The organism is Mucilaginibacter auburnensis (assembly GCF_002797815.1).
Lineage (GTDB): Bacteria > Bacteroidota > Bacteroidia > Sphingobacteriales > Sphingobacteriaceae > Mucilaginibacter > Mucilaginibacter auburnensis.
Genome location: NZ_PGFJ01000001.1, coordinates 1,586,819 through 1,606,449 on the forward strand (window position 1 = coordinate 1,586,819; position 19,631 = coordinate 1,606,449).

Sequence of the window (19,631 nt, forward strand, 5' to 3'; positions counted from 1 at the left end):
AAGGCTAATGGTCTGTCAAATCTATTATGTTCAGGTAGTGCTAACTTGAGCCGGCTGTTTTTTAGTTTGAGTTGCAATTTAACTCAACTAATCTCTAACCACTATTCACTATCTTTGCCCCCTGCAAAATGAAATTTAATTTAACAGCACAAGATCCTTTATCAAAAGCGCGCGCGGGCGAGATAACTACCGATCACGGCACTATTCCTACACCCATATTTATGCCTGTAGGTACCGCGGGTACGGTTAAAGCCGTTCATCAGCGTGAGCTAAAAGACGATATAGAAGCCAAAATAATTTTAGGTAACACCTACCATTTGTACCTCCGCCCAGGCTTAGACGTTTTGGAACGAGCCGGCGGTCTACACAAATTTAACGGATGGGAGGGGCCTATACTTACAGATAGTGGCGGTTACCAAGTTTATTCTTTAAGCGAAGTACGTAAAATTAAAGAGGAGGGAGTAACCTTCCGCTCGCATATTGATGGCTCAAAACACCTGTTCACACCCGAAAATGTAATGGATATACAGCGTGTAATAGGCGCTGATATTATTATGGCGTTTGATGAATGTACGCCCTACCCATGCGATTATAACTATGCCAAACGCTCTATAGAAATGACGCACCGCTGGTTAAAACGCTGCTGCGACAGGTTTGACAGCACCGGGCCTAAATACGGTTACAGCCAAACGTTGTTTCCAATTGTACAGGGCTCTGTTTATAAAGATCTGCGCGTGCGTTCGGCAGAGGTTATTGCTTCTTTTGAGCGCGAAGGCAATGCCATTGGCGGTCTTTCTGTAGGTGAACCTGCCGAAGAAATGTACGCCATGACAGAAATTGTGTGCAATATATTACCGCAGCAAAAACCACGTTATTTAATGGGCGTGGGCACACCCATCAACCTTTTAGAGAATATTGCTTTGGGGATTGATATGTTTGACTGTGTTATGCCAACCCGTAACGCGCGCAATGGTATGCTTTTTACAAAAAATGGTGTTATCAATATCAAAAACGAAAAGTGGAAAGATGATTTTTCGCCAATTGAAGAGGATAGTACTTTGTTTGCCGATAAGCAATATACAAAGGCTTATCTGCGCCATTTGATACACTCCGGCGAGATGCTGGGCGCGCAGATAGCTACACTGCACAACCTGCATTTTTACTTGTGGCTGGTAGCAGAAGCCAGGGCGAAGATCATATCGGGCGAATTTTCATCATGGAAGAATACAATGGTTAACCGCTTGGGCCAAAGGCTTTAAATGAAGGGATTTATAAACAGATATTTAACCATAATTGACAGGTACCTTATAGGCAAGTATCTGGGCACCTTCTTTTTTACGCTACTCATTGTTATCAGCATATCGGTTGTGTTTGACGTTTCCGAACACCTGGATAACTTCTTAACACACCACCGCTCCATATGGGAGATCATGTGGTACTACACCGGCTTTATCCCGTTTTTTATGGATATGCTATCGCCGCTCATTACCTTTTTAGCTGTGATATTTTTCACCGCCAAAATGGCTAATCAAACGGAGATAGTACCTATTTTGAGCAGCAGGGCTAGCTTTAACCGCTTTTTAAGGCCTTATTTTCTTAGCGCAACGCTCATTTTTTTTATATCACTTATCGGGAAGCTGTACATTATCCCTGTCACCAATCAAATTAAGGTGAAATTTGAGAACGAGAACGGGTTTAACGGCGAATACAACGTTAAGAACGAGGTGCATCTGCAGTTGGATAAAGACACCTATGTGTACGTACAATCATTTGATAAATACTCCAAAACCGGCTACCAGTTTGTACTGGAGAAGTTTAATGGCGATGATCTGAAAAAGCGTATTGTATCTAACTCTATCTCTTATGATTCGGTTAAGCGCGTGTGGTCTCTGCATGATTATTCGGTGCGTTATGTAAACGGTTTGAACGAGAAATTGGTAGAGCACCTCAATAAAGATACAGTGTTAAACATGCAGCCGTCAGACTTTGAGATAGTGGCCAATACCTATTCGGCCATGTCATTAAAGGAGCTCAACAGGCGCATTGACCAGGAAAAAATACGAGGTTCGGGCGATCTGAAAGATATGGTATTTGAAAAGTATCGCCGGTTTTTCTACCCTTTTGCCGCCTATGTACTAACCATAATTGGGGTGTCTATATCGTCGCGCAAGGTGCGTGGAGGGGTAGGTTTGCCCCTGGGTATAGGTCTGGCTTTGTGTTTTGCCTACATTGTAGTTGATAAATTTTCTCTTGTATTCGCTATTAAAGGCGGCTTATCGCCCATTATAGCCACCATGATACCCAACGCATTGTTTGGTGTTATTGGCCTTTATTTGCTTTATAAAGCACCCAAATAATGAAGCGTTCGCCGGCCTTAAATTCCGCAGTAAACAACAACTTATTGATCCTGCATTTCACAGTTTTTATCTGGGGATTCACCGGTATTTTAGGCGCGCTCATCAGCATATCGGCGGTGCAGTTGGTATGGTACCGGGTGCTTATTGCCATGGTTTCCCTGTTCCTTTATTTCCGTTTTAACAAGACGGCTTTTGCCGTTTCAAGACGTAGTTTTTTGCAACTGGCTATGATAGGAGCAGTAGTTGGCGGGCACTGGATCTTGTTCTTCGCGTCCATCAAACTGGCCAATGTTCCGGTGGCTTTGGTGTGCCTTTCTTCCATCACTTTGTTCACCGCAGTACTTGAACCACTCATCAATAAAAAGCAAATTTCAAAGCTTGAGATAGTGGCCGGGTTTCTCATTATTATAGGCATCGTTGTTATTTTTAAATTTGAAACCCGGTACACTAAGGGTATATTGGCAGGGCTTAGCAGCGCGCTTTGCGCATCGCTTTTTTCCATAGCAAACTCCATCCAGGTTAAAAAATTTCAGGCTCCTGTCATTGCTTTTTATGAGTTGGTTGGCGCCTTTTTTTGGATCACAATCTTCCTTGTTTTTACGTCCGGGTTTGATAAAAGCATGGCTTTAAGTCGTGCCGATCTGGGCTATTTATTGCTGTTGGGTACGGTGTGTACCTCCTTGGCCTACGTTGCCGGTGTGTCAGTAATGCGCGAACTTTCGGCCTTCAGGGTGGCGCTTATTACCAACCTTGAGCCTGTTTACGGCATTGTTATGTCCTTTCTTTTTTTTGGCGATAGCAATAAAATGACAACCGGTTTTTGGGCAGGAGCGTTCATTGTTCTGTCCACTATTTTTCTTTTTCCGGTAGCTCAAAGGCACCTGGCAGCCCGCAGAACCCGTTAATTTTTTATCCCTTATTTCGCAACTACTATATGCCTAAAGCAGGGTGGGGGATAATCTGTAGCTTCTCTATAACTCAATTTTAAGCCCTCTGAGCCACTTTCCTGCGCAGTCCTATCTGTATACATTTTCGAAAAGATAAGCGTTTACAGCGCGAATTTCAACAATCTGTTTGTGTATTGAAATCACGTATTTTCCGGTTGTATTGAAAACTAGCTAAATAGGTTAATTAGCGCTTATTTTTCTGTTAATTGTTTTTAAATTTCGACTTTTTATATTTTTATATAGTTCTAATAATCATAATGATTATAAAAATTAATGTAAGTGTTAATTGAGGATATGTTATCTAAGTTAATTTGTGAAAAACTAAAAAAATTAGTATTGTTAAAATTGTGTATTTTAAATTGGTTTATAAATTTGATAATCAGATATAAATAGTTTTTTAAATGAAGTTTTTATTTGACGATTGGTTTAAGGCTATTTGGGTGAGCCTTAGTGTATCCAAAGTGGATTTTATGAAAACTGTGAAAATTTAGGTGTGTTGCGCTGGTGAGTTTTTAAAGCTGTTTTTGAGTTCTTCGCCCATTGAAGCCTGAGAGTTCACCTGCGTTTTCTAAGCGCGTTAAAAAACGCAAATGGCCTCTCGTCTTTATTTCACTTTGCAATAACAATGCCATCTGGAAAATTGAGGCTGAATGTACGGCGCGGATCTGGGTGAAAAAATTTGTGCGCGATTTTTGCACTGGCATAATCAGCTAAATTGAATTTCATTTAGCACGAGAAAAATCAGATATTGTCTTAAACAATCAACAACAAGCCAGCATGCGTATCACAACAATACTTATCATCGTTATTACCATTTTGCTCACGGTAGTGTTAATGCAAAACACCGACCCCGTACGATTCACTATTTTATTTACTGATGTGCGCATGTCAAAGCTCACGGCCATGGCCGCAACCGGCGTTGTTGGTTTTATTTTAGGCTATATGGTTGGCCGCCCAAAACGCGCCCGACAGATTGCTCCCGACTATCGCGAGTACGATAACGAAGATGATGGTCCTGATACACTAAGTGAGGAAGACAGAAGGTATATTAGTAACGATTAAGGCGGCAAAAAAGTCAATCGTCATTGCGAGGTACGAAGCAATCTCACGCTGACAGGTAGTCGCTCATGCATAGTTTGGGATTGCTTCGTACCTCGCAATGACGGTCGTTTTTATTTAACCACCGCCTCCGTAACTTTGGTAATATCAACGCTGATCTTGTTGATAAATTCAACTTGTTCTTTGAGCAATGCATCGCTTACGTTGCCTGGTTTGTCCTCCAGAAGCAGCGTGGTTTTATCCTCATAAAATTCCACTTTTTCACCGCCTAATTTTTTGATGGCCTCGTTAAGCAGCGCCAGACTTTTGCGGATGCTTTTCATGGCTTCCGGTCTTGCGCGGTAATCGGGTTTAATGCCTACTTCGGCAGCCACAGTTGCGATGTAGGAAGAGAGGATATGATTCAACACAACAAACTTGTGCACGTCGCGGATGTTGCGTTGCTTGCTCTTAGGCTCCGACGTCATGCGCTGGAAGGCTGCAGATAAATTGGCCGATTTAATGTAGACATCTTTCCTGGCCAGTTTGTATTCCGTTAATGGTGCAGGATTTCCCGAAAGGCTCTCTGTTGCTTTAACCAGATAGCGCGTATTCGCAATTACAGCCTCTGCAAGCGTTTTTCTGATCTGTTGGAACTCCCAGGTCGGAAATATTAAATAACTCGCTATAATGGCAATTCCTGAGCCAATAGCGGTGTCAAGAATGCGCTCCTCTAAAATATTGAAACCTCCCACGCCCAAAAACTTGAAAAGTATAAGTACATAGGGCGTCATACAGATCACGCTCACCACATAATACAGGCGGATAAAACTGTAGGTGCCTATCATGAGCACTACCATCAACGCGAACTGTACATTGCTGTTTGGGATGTACATGAGTATCAGTATGCCAATTATGCCGCCAGCAATAGTGCCGAATAGCCTTTGGTAATTGCGTTGCTTAGAGAGGCTAAAACCGGGCTTCAGGATAACGATGATGGTTAGCAAGATCCAATAGCTGTGGTGGCCCAGTGGTAAAAGCTTGGCCGCAGTAAAACCAACCAAACAAACCAATGATACCCGCAAGGCGTGTTTAAAAGCCCCCGACTGTAAGTTAAAGTTGTCAAAAAATATGTGCCAGTCGTAATCCTGGTGACTTACAAACTTTGAATATTCAGGATCAGGGCGGCTTTGGCGCTCAATCAAAACTTTCGAGGCGCTGGCGTGGTAATACGTCCAGATGTTCTCAATCTCCTTGTTCAGGTCGCGCAGGTTGATCAGTATTTTTTTCAGTACCAGGGTGCTCGTATCTTTCTCATTGCCTATGGTGTCAATTTTTTGTTTGAGCTGCTCCAGCTCCGGCATAAAGTTGCGCAGATTTTTGTAACGATTATTGCTCAGCACCATGTAGCCCACCTGTTCCAGTTCGTTAGCCATTTGTTGTATCAGGTCTGATATATCAGGCAGTACGCCGGTGTGCTGAAATTTTTCCCGGATGGATTGATAGTCATAGTGGGTTGCCATGATGTGGTCAAACATATCCACCAGGTCAACAAAGGTAAGTACCAATATCCGGCTGGCATTGGTTGACTCGCGCACCATCACCCTGCTTTTGAATAGCAGTTCACGCACCAGGTCCTGGTGTTCACTCACTTTTATTTGCTGGGCAATAACTTTGCGGTAATTTTCCTCAATATCAGTTTCGTGCAGGTAGAAGTCGGCTTTCAGGCGTAGGAATTTAACAATATCGTCAATGTTCTCGCCTAAAGCCTGTTGCGCCGCACGGTAGGGGCGTACGCCAAAAAATACCAGACTGAACACCATATACCAGATGCCGCCCGCCAAAATGTTACCGCTGTATTTCAGCACTTCATCAGGCTCAACATCCCGGTCTATCATAAAGATCATGATCAACAAAGCTGCAGTACCTACCGAAGCTGCCCTGTTGCCATAAACCGTGAACATAGAGAACAGAAAGGTAAACAGCGTAACCTCCAGCCCCAATGCAAAAACATTGAACCGTGCAAAACCGGTTATCATAGCCACAACAAACATACAGGCATTGCCTATCAGCATAGCGTTGCGTTTGTGCAATACCGGGCCGGGGTTATCAACCACGCAAAGGCAAACCGCACCGAGCGATAAAGCTATACCCTGATCAAATCTGTCAAACTGCAGCAGGGTAAGCGCGGGTATCAAAATACCTAATGACATGCGCAGCCCATCAGAGAAGTACTGGCTGAAGAAGAAACTTTTTACCTCTTTTTCGGTTGATAGCATTGGGTAAATTTCGATAAAAATGCCTTATTACCAAATTTGTGATAATCACATTGGCGTTATCTTTTTGAAGACGAATTTTTAAAATGTGATAGTTTTTTTTGAAAAGTATTCAAATTTTTACGTGAAATATTTAAATTCACATCAATTTGGCGATATTTTATAGTCGCCTGTTTTTTTCCTTTTCTAAAAAATAAATAAATATGTCGTCAACCCTGCAGCTCAGTCACAAAGAAGCAACCTTTAACAGTGAGGTAGTTACGCGCTTTGAGTTATACAACAGCCTTTTTCAAACCCTGCCGTTTTACCAGGTAAAGGAGATAGGTATACTTCTTCCCTTCTTTAGTTCGCATTGCGAAAAGGGTGCGGCAAAACTGGAATCGCCGACAGAGATCATCGAATCGTTTTTTAAAAAGTACGTTCCGGATATTGACCACAAGGAGCAGCTGAACCGTTTGTTCAGGTTCATTCAATACATTGAGCGGCAGGTAGTGCTTTTTGATGCCATTGAAGACTCGGCATTTGGAAAGGTAGGGCGCAATGACGATACCGGTACACTGAAAGGTTTGTTGCAGCAAGCAGCCGACAGCGACAAGCAACGCGACCGCATCAGCGATAAACTAAAGAATTTTTCGTTACGCATGGTGCTTACCGCGCACCCTACGCAGTTTTATCCGGGCTCGGTACTGGGTATAATGAACGACCTGATTGAAGCGCTTAAAACCAATGACATTAACAGCATAAACGTTTTGCTGCAGCAATTGGGTAAAACGCCATTCTTTAATAAAACGTCGCCTACACCGGTTGACGAGGCCGTGAGCCTGGTTTGGTTTTTAGAGAACACTTTTTACCATGCTATATCTGGCATACAGGCAAAACTGGAAGATGAGTTTGAGGTGGACGAGATCCGCAAAAGCCAGTTATTGGAACTGGGCTTTTGGCCGGGCGGCGACAGGGACGGTAACCCCAATGTAAATACCGAAACCACCCGCGAGGTGGCCAACCTGTTACGCCAGATAATTTTCCGTTGTTATTATCGCGATTTCAGGGTGCTGAAACGCCGCATCACTTTCCGCGGCATTGAGCAAACCATCGCAACACTGGAAACGCTGCTGTATGAGAACGCCTTTAACAAACCTAAGGAAGATGCCCGCGACCTGCAGGGCGAGATGTTGAATCTGTTAGGCTCCATCCGCAGTACTTTGGTGGAAGCTCACGATAGTTTATTTGTGGATATTGTTGACGACCTTACGCGTAAGATACGCCTGTTTGGCTGTTTCTTTGCTACGCTGGATATAAGGCAGGATAGCCGCATACTGCGCAAGGTAGCTGCTTACGTTACCGAGAATGTAGATACCGGGTTAACTAAAGGCTATTTTGATCTGGACGAAAAGCAAAAGCTGGCAACACTTACTTTTAATGAGCGCTATTTTGTCTGCCCCGATGATGCCGACGACCTGATAAAAGATACGCTGAACACCATCAGGCTGATGAAAAAGATACAATACGCTAACGGGCAAAAGGCTTGTCAGCGGTTTATCATCAGTAACTGCCAGCAGGCATCAGACATTTTGCAACTGATAGACCTGTTTTTGTGGAGTGGCTGGAAAGCCGAAGAATTGACGGTTGATTTTATGCCGTTGTTTGAAACCGTGAACGACCTTAAAGTGGCTGCCGAGGTAATGGAGCGTTTATATACCCATCCGTTTTACCGGGAACATTTAAAACGCCGTGGCAACTGCCAAACCATTATGTTGGGCTTCTCAGATAGTACCAAGGATGGTGGCTACATTATGGCCAACTGGAGTATTTACAACGCCAAGGTGGAGCTAACCGCTATGGCGCGTAAGTATAACATTGAATTAGGCTTTTTTGACGGCAGGGGAGGCCCGCCTGCACGCGGCGGTGGCAAAACGCACCGTTTCTATGCATCAATGGGTGGCGAGATAGCCAATGAGCATATACAACTAACTGTGCAGGGGCAAACCATCAGTTCACAATACGGCTCGGTTGAGCGTGCGCGCTTTAACATTGAGCAAATGGTTAATGCCGGTGTACAATCGGCCTTAAAGCCAAAAAACAGCGATGTTTTAAAAGACGAGGAGAAAGATCTTATCTCTACCATGGCTACCCAGAGTTATGATTTGTTCATGGCCCTGCGTACAGACCCATTGTTTGTAGAGTACCTTGAAAAATTCAGTCCGCTTAAATTATTGTCTCGTATTAATATCAGCAGTCGCCCAACCAAGCGTAACGCCGATGCGCCGTTGAAGCTGGAAGATCTGCGTGCCATTAGCTTTGTAACCTCGTGGAGCCAGTTGAAACAAAACGTTCCGGGATTTTATGGTGTGGGTACCGCTTTGCAAAAAATGAAGGATAGCGGTAATTGGGAAAAGGTGAGCGAACTTTACAATACGTCGGGCTTTTTCCGCACCATGCTGGATAATTGTATGATGTCTATGTCTAAATCCGATTTCCGCGTTACCGCCTATCTGGAAAAAGACAAAAAGTTTGGCGCGTTCTGGAAACAGATAAAAACTGAGTACGACCTCACCAAAGAATTGCTATTGGAACTAACCGGCACGGAAGCGTTGATGCAGGACTCGCCTGTCGACAGGCGCTCTATTGCCATTCGTGAACGCATTGTATTGCCGCTGGTAATTACACAGCACTACGCTTTGCAGTTGTTGAATAATACCAAAGATGCCGAATTAAAAGAGGCTTATGATAAGCTGGTTATCCGCACGGTTTATGGTGTGGTAAACGCAGGTAGAAATCTTGTTTAATTTTTGATTAATATTTTTATTTATAGCGATAAGTTTTAAAACCAACGGGAATATTTCCTTGTTGTAGTATAAAACTTATCGTTATGAAGAAACTATTGTATTGCTTAGCCTTCGCAGCATTATTATCGGCCTGCGAGGATACCCCACGAGAGAACGTTCAAAGCACCGAAACCGATGTTGACAAAAGCGGGATGCTGTTTGTTGAGAACGGTATTAAAGGCGGTTTGGCCGAAATTACCGCTGCCCAACTGGCCAAAAACAGCTCTGACAACCCCAAGGTTATTGCCTTTGCCGATATGATCATAACCGATCATGATAGCATCGGAAAGGAATTAAAACAGCTAGCCAAGGATAAAGACGTTGTTGTAAACAACACTTTAAGTGCTGAGCAGCAGGAAATGATCAATCAACTTAAAGCTAAAAAGGGCCCTGGGTTTGACGCGGCTTATGCAGATATGATGGTTATGGATCATGATAAAACCGTTAAAATGTTTGAAAACGAAACGCATAATCAAACAGCGGCCGTGCAAAAGGTAGCTGAGGATGCTTTGCCAAAGCTTAAAAAACACTTACAGGCCGCTAAAGATCTGCAGGCCGGGTTAAAATAATTTTAATTGTGGTGTCTGTGGCGGTTTCGCGCTGCCAAATACAGTGCGGCCGCCATATTTATAGGAATTGGCTCTTTCCTGCTCTATCACTTTATCAAAATCGGCATTAGGCGTAAAACCCTCTTCGGCTTTTTGCGCAATTTGCGTTAAGCGTTTTATCGCTTCATTTTTCTCACCATTACTCAGCTTGGCTTTATGAATAGCGTTTTGCAGCACGCCAATGGTTTCATCATAAACCTTAACAGGCACAGGGAAAGGATGACCGTCTTTACCACCATGGGCGAAGGCGAAGCGGGCAGGGTCTTTAAACCTTGATGGCGTGCCATGGATCACTTCGCTAACCAGGGTTAATGATTGTAATGTGCGCGGCCCTAATCCTTGCAACAACAATAGCTCTTCAAAATCTTTAGGCTGTTTCTCATGTGCCAGCCATAATACTGAGCCCAATCTTTTCAAGTCTACATCTTTGGCGCGTACATCATGGTGAGAGGGCATAACCAGTTTTTTAACCTCCGCCATCATCCTTTCCGGATTATCCTGCGCAATGCGCATAATTCCGTCCTTAGATGCAGCAGCCTGTTTATCGGTAAGGTTTAAAATAGCGCCCATATTCTCACCACAAATGGCACTGTGTGGTTCTTCAACAAATGAGTTGAGCTGACCGGAATGCCAGTGATAACGGCGGGCCATGCGGGTGTTGCTGTTCATGCCCTGCTGCACAACGCTCCATTGACCGGTGTTGCTTACTATAAAATTATGAGTGTAAAGTTGAAAGCCGTCCTGTACGGCGGTATTATCTACCTTAGCGCTTAATTTACTGCATTGCGCCAGTTGATTACCATCGAGGCCGGTTTGGTTGCCCACTTTTATCAGTTCATTAGGCGTTTGGGTAGATTGCTTTCCCTTACCTCCGCATATATAAATACCTAACTCCTTGCTGTGCGGATTGACTGCCCGCTTTAAAGCGCCCATAACTGATGTGGTAATACCCGATGAATGCCAGTCCATACCCATCACCGCGCCAAGGCTCTGAAACCAGAACGGATCGCTCATGCGGCGCAAATACTCGCTGCTACCGTAATCCATCACAATAGCTTCTGTAACGGCAAGGCCCAGTTTGGCCATGTGTTCGGCCAGCCATTGCGGTACATAGCCATAATGCAAAGGCAGATCAGCGTTTCCGGACTGTTTCATTGCTAACAAAATTAGCAAAAATAAAATTAAACCATTTGTTAAATATCTCATCATACGCCAAAGCCTTTGTAAATTATTGATGATGAAAGCCGTTTAAAGCGGCTCTTGCTTGATAATAACTGTTTAAATGGCTATAATTGGCTACCATTTATATACATATATGAAATTAACCCAGAAAATATTTTTGGCTTCGGCATTGTCTGTTGGAGCGTTAACGGCGATGAAGACCACGCCGGTTGTTAATAAGCAATTAACCGCCCTGGCCGATTCAACCAGCGAACTTTTTGCTGATGGCACCGTGCCTACCCTGGTATCAGACCAGTTTGGTTTTACAGAAGGTCCGTCGCCAGATAAAAAAGGTAACATCTACTTTACCGATCAAAACAATGATAAGATATGGATGTACGGTATTGATGGTAAGTTAACCGTATGGATGGATAGTTCTCATCGTGCCAATGGTACTTACTTCGATAAAAAAGGCAACCTCATCACTTGCGCGGAACTGCTTAACCAGTTGATCAGCATATCGCCCGACAAAAAAATTACTACCATAATTGGTGACATTGGCGGCAAATTTATGAACGGTCCTAATGATGTGTTTGTAACCGACAAAGGCGACATGTATTTTTCTGATCCTTATTTCCAACGCGCTTTCTGGAAACACCGTGGTGCTCCGGGCATGCAACTGGATGGTCAGAAAGTTTATTTAGTGCGCAAAGGCAGTAAAGAAGCCGTACCGGTGATTACCGATATGCGTGTACCAAACGGTGTTGTGGGTACCCCTGATGGCAAATACCTTTACGTTGCCGATTATGGTGGCCGTAAAACCTTTAAGTACACCATTGAGAAAGACGGTACTTTGAGCAACAAAACTCCTTTTGCCGAAATTGGTTCAGACGGTATTACTTTAGATAATAAAGGTAACGTTTATTTAACCGGTCGTGGTGTACAGGTTTACAATAAGGATGGCAAACGCATAGCACAGATAAGCGTACCGCAGCCCTCAACAACCAACGTATGCTTTGGTGGTAAAAATCGCGATATATTATTTATAACCAGCCCTAAAGCTGTTTATACCATGCAAATGAAAGTTAAAGGCGTTGAATAAGCGGTTTTAATTAACAGATATGAAAGGAGCGATGAGGAAACTTATCGCTCTTTTTGTTTACAGCATTTTATATAATGACCTTTTACCGCTTATTATAGGTACATCTAAGTTTTCCATTTTGTCTGAAAATTTGTCAAAAAGGTCAAACCATGATATTAGCATATTAGAAATTTTAATTACAGTGCCGTCTTTAAAATATATTTCATATATCTCAACTAAAACAGGGTTTCTATTTCCTTTAGCTTCATAGGTGACAATTTTGGTGACCTCTGTTTTATTATACGAGCGAATATCGCTTGAATGATATCCAAATAAAAAAGTGTTGTTTCCTTTTGATATTTTAAGGTAGTTATTGCGGTTTATGTATGCAGCGTAAAATATTCGCCCTGTTAAAATGTATATAAAGCAACTTAATAAAGAGAGAAGGATAACTGGTGGAAATTGTACAAGATCTCTAATAATTGCTATATTAGCTATTAAAAATAGTCCGGAAAATGTTAGCGTAAATATATTGAGCTTCAGTACTCTCCAAATTTTCACCCAATATTCAAAACTGTCGGTTTCAAAGTGGCCGCGGGCATCAATTTGAAAAAGGTTCCTGTGATATTTCTCAAGATCTAAAACGTTGTTAAAAAAGTTTTCTACTTCAGTATAAACGCTTTGTAGGTCGCTCACAGGATATTCATAAACGGCGTTATTATGCAAATAATAAATGCAAAATTTGTTATTAAAAAAAATTGCTGCTTTTAGAAAATCTCCTTGCTGGTTTTGAATTGTAACTGATGGACCAGTTAATTTTACATCAGTTAAGGTTCTTTCTAAATCCCATGGAAAAGCCTTTATTATTTCAAGCGTTTCGGAAAGATCTCTAAATTTTTCATCAATAAATTCACCCTTTTCAAAAGTGTCATGTTGTATTTTAGAAATAAGGGCAGTCATGGTAGGTTACTAATTCACATTCGAGCAATTGCAAGGTTGCTATCACCTTCTCAAAATTACGAATATTGTCGATATTGAACTTATCAGTTAGTCCGGATTTATAAACTCACGTCTTACGATTCACTTTTCACCACCCTTAGTGTTCCCAACCCTGTCCCATTTGGTGGACCAAAAATTCCTGAAAACTTAAATTTTTACTAAAAATGTGTCCCATCAAATAACGCTAAAATGTAAGTTGTTGATTTGATGGATTGTTAAAAAAAATATGCGTGCTGATTTAAAGTCAACACGCATATGTATGTAGGACACCTTCGTGTATTAATTCAAACTCGCGTAGTATTGCAGGCTCTCTATCAGCTCTTCGGTAGTGCAAATGTTATCAATGTTAAACTCACCAATTTTATTTAGCAGGGTACAGTTAATATTGCCGTTCTGGTTCTTTTTATCCTTTTTCATGATCTCCAACAGTTCGTCGTTCATCTCCTCGCGCAGCTGGTAGAAAGGGTAGAGGCTGGTCAACACATCCGTGATTTCATTCAGCTCATCCAAACTTAAACCTGTTTTTTTGTAGGCCAGGTAAGCCTCGCATATCATGCCAATAGCGATAGCCTCACCGTGCGATAAAGAGTCTTCATCATGCACCAAAGAATAGGTCTCAACCGCATGACCAATAGTGTGGCCAAAATTAAGCGACTTGCGTATATTCTTTTCGTGCGGATCTTCCAACACCACCTGGTTCTTAATAGCTACAGAGCGGTAAACCATTTCGGCAGTAGGCTGGCTCAGGTCGCTTTCTTTTAAAAGGTTCCAGTAGTCGGCATCGCAGATCAAACCGTGTTTTAGCATCTCTGCCGTGCCTGATAATATCTGGCGTGCGGGTAGGGTCTTTAAAAAGTCGTATTCAATAAAAACAGCTTTAGGCTGGGTAAAGGTGCCAATGATGTTTTTGATGCTATCAATGTCAATACCTGTTTTGCCGCCAACAGAGGCATCTACCTGCGAAAGCAGGGTAGTAGGTACATGTACAAAGTCAATACCGCGTTTAAAGGTAGAGGCTGCAAAACCACCCAGATCACTCACCACACCACCGCCTAAGTTGATCAATAAACTTTTACGGTCGGCGCCAAAGTCTATCAGCATTTTCCAAACACCAATGCAAAAATCAATGTCTTTGCTTTCTTCGCCTGCATTGATCTCGATGAGGTCGTAGTTATCATTATCGCCCAGTTTCTCGCGAAGTAAGGGTAAACAATGTTTGGCAGTGTTCTCATCCGTTAGTACAAAGAAACGGGAGTAGTGGCCGTTTTCAACAAAGCGTACAACTTCTGCCAGGGCATCATTAAAATAGATATTGTAGCTGTTGCTTTGTAAGGTTTCCATTGTATCAGCAGTCGGGGTATCGTTATAAGCTTCGGTCATGGTACTAAATCACTTTGATCGTCTCTCCGTTGAATTCAACTATATCGCCGGCCTTAACTTTTAGTCGCTTGCGGTAGTCAACCTGTCCGTTGTATTTTACCTCGCCCTCATCAACAACTATTTGTGCCTCGCCACCTGTTTGCACAAGGTTAGTGGCCTTTAATAGCTGAATCATAGGGATAAAATCGCCGTTTACTTTGAATTCGATCATGAGGCGCAAAAATAAACTATTCGCAGAATAATGAGTTATCTAATATACATTTTATAATTTAGCGGAACATTAACTGATCGGCGGTGTATTGCGCAAGCAATGCAGGGCCATACTTATTATCTATGCAGAAAGAGCATTTATTATCGTTCGAAAATACGGAGGTTGCATTCCGCCACGCCTCAAATGCCGACTTACGCCGTGCGTACTGGTTGTTTAAGTTGATCAACAGTAATTTCCTGGTAAAGATCGGTCCGCCTGTTACTAACCTGGCACTTAAGATAGGTTTGCCCATAAAAAGCGCCATAAAGCAAACTATATTTAAACAGTTTTGCGGTGGTGAAGATATCCGCGAATGCGAACATACCATACAAACGCTGGCCAAAGGCGGAGTAGGAACCATCTTAGATTACTCGGTAGAAGGGGAGGACAGCGAGCAGGTTTTTGACGAAACCCGCGATGAGATACTAAAAACCATCAGAAGAGCAGCTAAAGATCCGTCAATACCTATTACTGTATTTAAAGTTACCGGTGTTGGCCGCTTTGCATTGTTGCAAAAAATGGATGAACGCCTGCCTTTAACCGATACCGAAACCGAAGAATGGCAGCGTGTAGCAGATAGAGTAATGGCTATATGCGAAAAAGCTCACGAAGTAGGTATACCTGTTATGATTGATGCCGAGGAAAGCTGGATACAGGATACTATTGATCTGTTGGCATTAAATATGATGCGCCGCTTCAACAAAGAAAAAGCGATTGTTTACAATACCTACCAACTTTACCGTGCAGACAAGCTGGCCTCATTGAAGCAGGATGCAGAAACAGCAAAAAATGAAGGTTTTATTTTAGGTGCAAAACTGGTGCGTGGCGCTTACATGGAAAAGGAACGTAACAGGGCAGAGGAACTGGGCTATCCATCGCCAATACAACCCGACAAGGTAGCCACCGATTGGGATTTTAACTTGGCCCTTGAATTTTGTACAGATAATATAAACACTGTAGCCTTTGTTGCAGGAACGCATAACGAGGCCAGCTGTTTATATCTAACCGAGCTAATAAAACGCAAAACCTTAAATGCAGACCATAAGCACATTTATTTTGCTCAGCTATTAGGCATGAGCGACAACTTAAGCTTTAACCTCGCCGATGCTGGTTATAACGTAGCTAAATATGTGCCTTACGGACCTGTTAAGGCGGTTATGCCATATTTGTTCCGAAGGGCTCAGGAAAATACTGCTATTTCAGGACAAATGAGCCGAGAGTTGAGTTTAATAGTAAAGGAGATGAGGCGGAGGGGGCTTTAATTAGTCAATTATCCTGTCAAGCGTACGATAAGATAATATAGGTTCAGCTTCAGATTTGGCAATATCAAGCTGTAGGTTTTTTAATTCGGCACCGGCGTAACCGAGTCCTTTAGTACGTTGGATGTCTTCTAATTTAGTCCAGTTTGTTACTGCTACCAGCGCCTCGGCATTTGTACCGGCACCTGTAATATTCAATTTCATGTAAGTCTGACTATTAAAGTTAACCAGTTCTTTAAAATTGAACTGGAAGTTTTTGGTGCCGTCAGTTAAAAATATGCGGATAAGTTCACGCTTATATTCCGGCGCTGATGGTGCGTAGTTAGCAAATATCTTGTTTTCGTCCGGCGAAGTGCATGAAGATGCAACGAAAAGCAGTAAAACGGCAGTTGCTATAAGTGATCTTTTCATTTTAGTTAAGGTTTATATAGCAATATACAATTTTTTTTAAAAAATTGATTTACTTAAACCCGGTTTTATTTAGCATTTAGCAATCCGTTTACCTTGAAATACTCCTGTATATTATCTGGGGTTGTCATTAAGTAAGTTTGCATACCCAGTTTTTTTGCTGTTTCCAAATGCTGCGGACTATCATCTATAAATAGCGTTTCGGCAGCGTTTAATCCATTTTCTTCCAGCACCTGTTCAAATATTTCAGCGTCGGGCTTGCGTTTACCCATCAAATGCGAGTAATAAACTTTTTCAAAAAGTTCATCGTTGCTTTCCAGTCCAAACTCTGTTTTTAAATAGTTATGAACGTAATCGTGATGGATGGCGTTGATGTTACTCAGCAGAAATGTACGGTACTTCTCTTTTAGCTGCAGCAATAACTCATGGTTCCCTTTAGGAATGCCCACAAAAATGGCGTTCCATGCGCCATTAATCTGTTCGTCAGTAAGTTCTGGTTTATTGGTCAGTTCCCTTATTCTGTCTCTGAAAGCTGCTGGAGTTATTTGTCCGCGTTCTAAAGCATTAAAAACATCATCCTGTTGGCGATGCCCATAAAATTCATCAGCGTTTGTAATACCAAGTTGCTTCCAGGCTTGTGCCACCTTATTGAAATCTATATGGAAAATTACGTTTCCGTAATCAAAAATGATGTTCTTAACGTTGGTCATAACTAAAATTATACGCTGCTGTGCGCCGGCAAAAATATAATTATTTCATTAAGTGAGCATTAGCATGGTGGTTTAAAAAAAATGGATTTTTAGCAAAATACGCTTTGTAATATGGCTGCAATGTTGTAACATTGCAGCCTGAAATTTTTACAATTTCACTGCGCCTATAGCTCAGTCGGTTAGAGTAGAAGACTCATAATCTTTTGGTCCCTGGTTCGAGCCCAGGTGGGCGCACAAACTCCAATATCGGAGACAACAAAAACCCTCTAAATATCTATTTAGAGGGTTTTTAATTAACTATCCTCTCAATAACCCGAAAGAAGGCCAAACTTCTGAACACCTAACTGAGAACCTGATGTGATTTTTTGTCTGATGCATTTAGGCAAAGTTGACTTTGTGATTCCGGGAAGCTATTGCTTGTCAGTAAACCCACAACATAATTGCGCTGTTTGTTTTAAGCTGGCTACTTTTACTTAAACCATACAATTTGTATTTAGTGAGGCATGCTCATTAACGTTTTCTGGTATATTCTTTCAAACAGATGTCTTCACCAACGAATACTTTTTCCAAAGGAAAGTTGCTGCAGTTAACTTTACTGTTGATAATTGAAATTTGATATACATAATCTCCTTCAAACGCGGCATATGTAAAATGAATAATCTTATCAGGGGCTTCCCAATGATAGACAGAAGGGCTGGTATTTGCCTGATTGATGGATATCTGGTAATCTTTGTACAGTGCATTGATGTTTTTTAATATCATGTCCTTTTGATCTTTTGGAGATGTAAAAAATACGGACACACCAATAAGCTTATTGTTTGTACTAACTTTAAAGTCGCATTTGTATTTACTTACATCTATATCGCCTAATGAAACTTTAATGGCAGCATTTTCTTTTTTACTTATAACGCAATTAAATGCGATGATCCTGTCGTTGTTGTCTTTGATAGAGGTCTTGTAAAAACGGTTCTTACCCAACAGAAGAGTTGGGTTCTCCTTAAATGTAAGCTTGTCCAACCGAAAATTTTTCCCTCCCAAGGTTTGAGGGTTTTCCGGGTTGTGAGATTGACAGGCATAGGTATGAAAGATACACATAGCACAAATCAGAAGGTTTGTCATTTTTTTTATTAGTAGCTGCAAGTAAAATTATATCAATTGTAACGTGAAAGATAAACTGCTCTGAACCTGAAAAACAATAATGTTGTAATACATGGTACGCTATTGCAACATAAAAAGCCTTTGTCATAACGTCGGTGTGGTGTCCATTTGCTAACCTGTCTATGATCATAATAACCAGGAAAATGAGGGGAAGTCCTGAAAAACTAAGCCAGGAAAGAACCAGGTGACTTCTTACACTTTCTGTCAGATTCAAGAGTATGGATGTCGTGCAAAGCATAGTCGCCACCAGAAACAACAAAGAAAATCCGAGGTTTAGGAGTATATCCAGCCAGTTCAGTATAGTTGCCGATAGGCCTTCCCCTTTGTGAGTTATATCTAAAATGGCGATCCGGTAGGCAATGTAAATTGCAATACATAACAATATGTTTATCTTCCAGTATTTAATTATAATAGATCTTATATTGATCATCGGTGTTTCCATTTAACTGTAAACTTTCCCACATACTTATTGTTTCTGTCAGTATCGGGTTTGGGCAGATAATTTTCATGTGTATATCACAAAACTGATTGATATAGATCACACTGAAATAACGGAAAAAATATTTGATATAATCTCTAAGACGGTTTCATTTACATCGAGCGTAAAATGATATCGATCAAATTCAGTACTTTCACACACTATGGTTTGAATTTCTAAATGCACTTTTGCGAGTCTGATCTTTCTAAAAGGTTTCTGCTTGATCAGGAAAAGGCCATCCGGCTCGTTTACTAAACGTAGAGAATCAATGAGTTGATATTTATTTTTCTGCAGGATGTTTTTGTAAATGTAGAAGGCTTTAATAATTCCATTTTTAAAGATCAACTCTATAGTGTCAAGGTCGCTTGAAGATTGACGTATCGGTTGATGAAAATCAGTAATGATGTCGAAAAAAAGATTTTCTAATGCTGTCGAGCCGATTAGTTCAATGTCAATTTCCTCCCCTTTATATTCGGCCGAAAACACGAGTTTATTTTTTTCTCTTTGGGCGTTCTTAATCGGGATCAAGTCCTCCTCTCCCTGCTGATTAAGATCTAATTTAAATGATGATGACTGATATACAAATCTTAAGTCTGTAAATAAAGAAATCTGATTCAGTGCAGGATCATATTTAAAAGCGGACTCTTTTACTCTTATTTTTTTTATCATATCAATCCCTTAATCGTGTAATTAAGC

General features: G+C 41.6%; 17 protein-coding genes and 1 tRNA gene. 9 read left to right on the forward strand and 9 right to left on the reverse strand.

The features are described 5' to 3' along the window. Positions 1–128 precede the first annotated feature (128 nt). The 4 genes from tgt to CLV57_RS07045 all read left to right on the forward strand — a co-directional run bounded on the left by tgt (position 129) and on the right by CLV57_RS07045 (position 4,366). Positions 129–1,259 carry a tRNA guanosine(34) transglycosylase Tgt gene (tgt, locus tag CLV57_RS07030; RefSeq protein WP_100340605.1) on the forward strand — a complete coding sequence of 377 codons (1,131 nt, stop codon included), beginning with the start codon at positions 129–131 and terminating at the stop codon, positions 1,257–1,259. Next, positions 1,260–2,357 carry an LptF/LptG family permease gene (locus CLV57_RS07035; protein WP_100340606.1) on the forward strand — a complete coding sequence of 366 codons (1,098 nt, stop codon included), beginning with the start codon at positions 1,260–1,262 and terminating at the stop codon, positions 2,355–2,357. Next, entirely contained in the window at positions 2,357–3,262 is a 906-nt protein-coding gene (locus CLV57_RS07040) for a DMT family transporter (RefSeq protein ID WP_100340607.1), read from the forward strand. The genes CLV57_RS07035 and CLV57_RS07040 overlap by 1 nt, the downstream gene beginning before the upstream one ends. 819 nt (positions 3,263–4,081) lie before the next feature. Next, positions 4,082–4,366 carry a LapA family protein gene (locus CLV57_RS07045; RefSeq protein WP_157799088.1) on the forward strand — a complete coding sequence of 95 codons (285 nt, stop codon included), beginning with the start codon at positions 4,082–4,084 and terminating at the stop codon, positions 4,364–4,366. 110 nt (positions 4,367–4,476) lie between these two features. Here the strand turns inward: CLV57_RS07045 and CLV57_RS07050 are convergent, their stop codons facing one another. Continuing rightward, positions 4,477–6,621: an FUSC family protein gene (locus CLV57_RS07050; RefSeq protein ID WP_100340609.1), complete on the reverse strand. Its 2,145-nt coding sequence runs from the start codon at positions 6,619–6,621 to the stop codon at positions 4,477–4,479. A 200-nt stretch (positions 6,622–6,821) separates the two neighbouring features. Between CLV57_RS07050 and CLV57_RS07055 the strand changes: the two genes are divergently transcribed. Further along, entirely contained in the window at positions 6,822–9,404 is a 2,583-nt protein-coding gene (locus tag CLV57_RS07055; protein WP_100340610.1) for a phosphoenolpyruvate carboxylase, read from the forward strand. Between the two features lie 83 nt (positions 9,405–9,487). Next, positions 9,488–10,012 carry a DUF4142 domain-containing protein gene (locus tag CLV57_RS07060; RefSeq protein ID WP_100340611.1) on the forward strand — a complete coding sequence of 175 codons (525 nt, stop codon included), beginning with the start codon at positions 9,488–9,490 and terminating at the stop codon, positions 10,010–10,012. Here CLV57_RS07060 and CLV57_RS07065 read toward each other — a convergent pair. After that, positions 10,004–11,206 (reverse strand): DUF763 domain-containing protein, encoded by a 1,203-nt coding sequence (locus CLV57_RS07065; protein ID WP_100341335.1) that lies wholly within the window; start codon positions 11,204–11,206, stop codon positions 10,004–10,006. The genes CLV57_RS07060 and CLV57_RS07065 overlap by 9 nt on opposite strands. A 160-nt stretch (positions 11,207–11,366) precedes the next feature. Between CLV57_RS07065 and CLV57_RS07070 the strand changes: the two genes are divergently transcribed. Continuing rightward, positions 11,367–12,314, forward strand: a complete 948-nt coding sequence (locus tag CLV57_RS07070; RefSeq protein WP_100341336.1) for an SMP-30/gluconolactonase/LRE family protein — start codon at positions 11,367–11,369, stop codon at positions 12,312–12,314. A 57-nt stretch (positions 12,315–12,371) separates the two neighbouring features. Here the strand turns inward: CLV57_RS07070 and CLV57_RS07075 are convergent, their stop codons facing one another. The 3 genes from CLV57_RS07075 to CLV57_RS07085 form a co-directional block, all read right to left on the reverse strand. Further along, the gene (locus CLV57_RS07075; RefSeq protein WP_100340612.1) at positions 12,372–13,253 is read right to left on the reverse strand and encodes a hypothetical protein; all 882 of its coding nucleotides are present in this window, start codon (positions 13,251–13,253) and stop codon (positions 12,372–12,374) included. A 318-nt stretch (positions 13,254–13,571) separates the two neighbouring features. After that, positions 13,572–14,672, reverse strand: a complete 1,101-nt coding sequence (gene aroB, locus CLV57_RS07080; protein WP_245856893.1) for a 3-dehydroquinate synthase — start codon at positions 14,670–14,672, stop codon at positions 13,572–13,574. A 4-nt stretch (positions 14,673–14,676) separates the two neighbouring features. Beyond that, a complete protein-coding gene (locus tag CLV57_RS07085; RefSeq protein ID WP_100340613.1) occupies positions 14,677–14,883 on the reverse strand; it encodes an RNA-binding S4 domain-containing protein in 207 nt (68 codons plus the stop codon). A 122-nt stretch (positions 14,884–15,005) separates the two neighbouring features. Between CLV57_RS07085 and CLV57_RS07090 the strand changes: the two genes are divergently transcribed. Further along, positions 15,006–16,184, forward strand: coding sequence for a proline dehydrogenase family protein (locus CLV57_RS07090; RefSeq protein ID WP_100340614.1), 1,179 nt, complete (start codon positions 15,006–15,008; stop codon positions 16,182–16,184). On the opposite strand, the gene CLV57_RS07095 is transcribed toward CLV57_RS07090, so the two are convergent. Together CLV57_RS07095 and CLV57_RS07100 are read right to left on the reverse strand one after the other, a co-directional pair. Beyond that, on the reverse strand, positions 16,185–16,592 hold the full coding sequence (locus CLV57_RS07095) for a hypothetical protein (RefSeq protein WP_100340615.1): 408 nt from the start codon (positions 16,590–16,592) through the stop codon (positions 16,185–16,187). Positions 16,593–16,657: 65 nt separating this feature from the next. Further along, positions 16,658–17,299, reverse strand: coding sequence for an HAD family hydrolase (locus CLV57_RS07100; protein WP_100340616.1), 642 nt, complete (start codon positions 17,297–17,299; stop codon positions 16,658–16,660). Positions 17,300–17,459: 160 nt separating this feature from the next. On the opposite strand from CLV57_RS07100, the gene CLV57_RS07105 reads away from it, so the two are divergent. Further along, positions 17,460–17,533: transfer RNA gene (locus CLV57_RS07105), tRNA-Ile, on the forward strand. 276 nt (positions 17,534–17,809) lie between these two features. On the opposite strand, the gene CLV57_RS07110 is transcribed toward CLV57_RS07105, so the two are convergent. Then, positions 17,810–18,418: a hypothetical protein gene (locus CLV57_RS07110; protein WP_157799089.1), complete on the reverse strand. Its 609-nt coding sequence runs from the start codon at positions 18,416–18,418 to the stop codon at positions 17,810–17,812. A 577-nt stretch (positions 18,419–18,995) separates the two neighbouring features. After that, positions 18,996–19,604, reverse strand: a complete 609-nt coding sequence (locus tag CLV57_RS07120) for a hypothetical protein (protein ID WP_100340619.1) — start codon at positions 19,602–19,604, stop codon at positions 18,996–18,998. Positions 19,605–19,631 lie beyond the last annotated feature (27 nt).

What these genes read in the sequence shown, in the direction of transcription:
- tgt (WP_100340605.1), top strand. Translation starts at nt 129, where the DNA reads ATGAAATTTAATTTAACAGCACAAGATCCTTTATCAAAAGCGCGCGCG.
- CLV57_RS07035 (WP_100340606.1), top strand. Translation starts at nt 1,260, where the DNA reads ATGAAGGGATTTATAAACAGATATTTAACCATAATTGACAGGTACCTT.
- CLV57_RS07040 (WP_100340607.1), top strand. Translation starts at nt 2,357, where the DNA reads ATGAAGCGTTCGCCGGCCTTAAATTCCGCAGTAAACAACAACTTATTG.
- CLV57_RS07045 (WP_157799088.1), top strand. Translation starts at nt 4,082, where the DNA reads ATGCGTATCACAACAATACTTATCATCGTTATTACCATTTTGCTCACG.
- CLV57_RS07050 (WP_100340609.1), bottom strand. Translation starts at nt 6,621, where the DNA reads ATGCTATCAACCGAAAAAGAGGTAAAAAGTTTCTTCTTCAGCCAGTAC.
- CLV57_RS07055 (WP_100340610.1), top strand. Translation starts at nt 6,822, where the DNA reads ATGTCGTCAACCCTGCAGCTCAGTCACAAAGAAGCAACCTTTAACAGT.
- CLV57_RS07060 (WP_100340611.1), top strand. Translation starts at nt 9,488, where the DNA reads ATGAAGAAACTATTGTATTGCTTAGCCTTCGCAGCATTATTATCGGCC.
- CLV57_RS07065 (WP_100341335.1), bottom strand. Translation starts at nt 11,206, where the DNA reads ATGAAACAGTCCGGAAACGCTGATCTGCCTTTGCATTATGGCTATGTA.
- CLV57_RS07070 (WP_100341336.1), top strand. Translation starts at nt 11,367, where the DNA reads ATGAAATTAACCCAGAAAATATTTTTGGCTTCGGCATTGTCTGTTGGA.
- CLV57_RS07075 (WP_100340612.1), bottom strand. Translation starts at nt 13,253, where the DNA reads ATGACTGCCCTTATTTCTAAAATACAACATGACACTTTTGAAAAGGGT.
- aroB (WP_245856893.1), bottom strand. Translation starts at nt 14,672, where the DNA reads ATGACCGAAGCTTATAACGATACCCCGACTGCTGATACAATGGAAACC.
- CLV57_RS07085 (WP_100340613.1), bottom strand. Translation starts at nt 14,883, where the DNA reads ATGATCGAATTCAAAGTAAACGGCGATTTTATCCCTATGATTCAGCTA.
- CLV57_RS07090 (WP_100340614.1), top strand. Translation starts at nt 15,006, where the DNA reads ATGCAGAAAGAGCATTTATTATCGTTCGAAAATACGGAGGTTGCATTC.
- CLV57_RS07095 (WP_100340615.1), bottom strand. Translation starts at nt 16,592, where the DNA reads ATGAAAAGATCACTTATAGCAACTGCCGTTTTACTGCTTTTCGTTGCA.
- CLV57_RS07100 (WP_100340616.1), bottom strand. Translation starts at nt 17,299, where the DNA reads ATGACCAACGTTAAGAACATCATTTTTGATTACGGAAACGTAATTTTC.
- CLV57_RS07110 (WP_157799089.1), bottom strand. Translation starts at nt 18,418, where the DNA reads ATGACAAACCTTCTGATTTGTGCTATGTGTATCTTTCATACCTATGCC.
- CLV57_RS07120 (WP_100340619.1), bottom strand. Translation starts at nt 19,604, where the DNA reads ATGATAAAAAAAATAAGAGTAAAAGAGTCCGCTTTTAAATATGATCCT.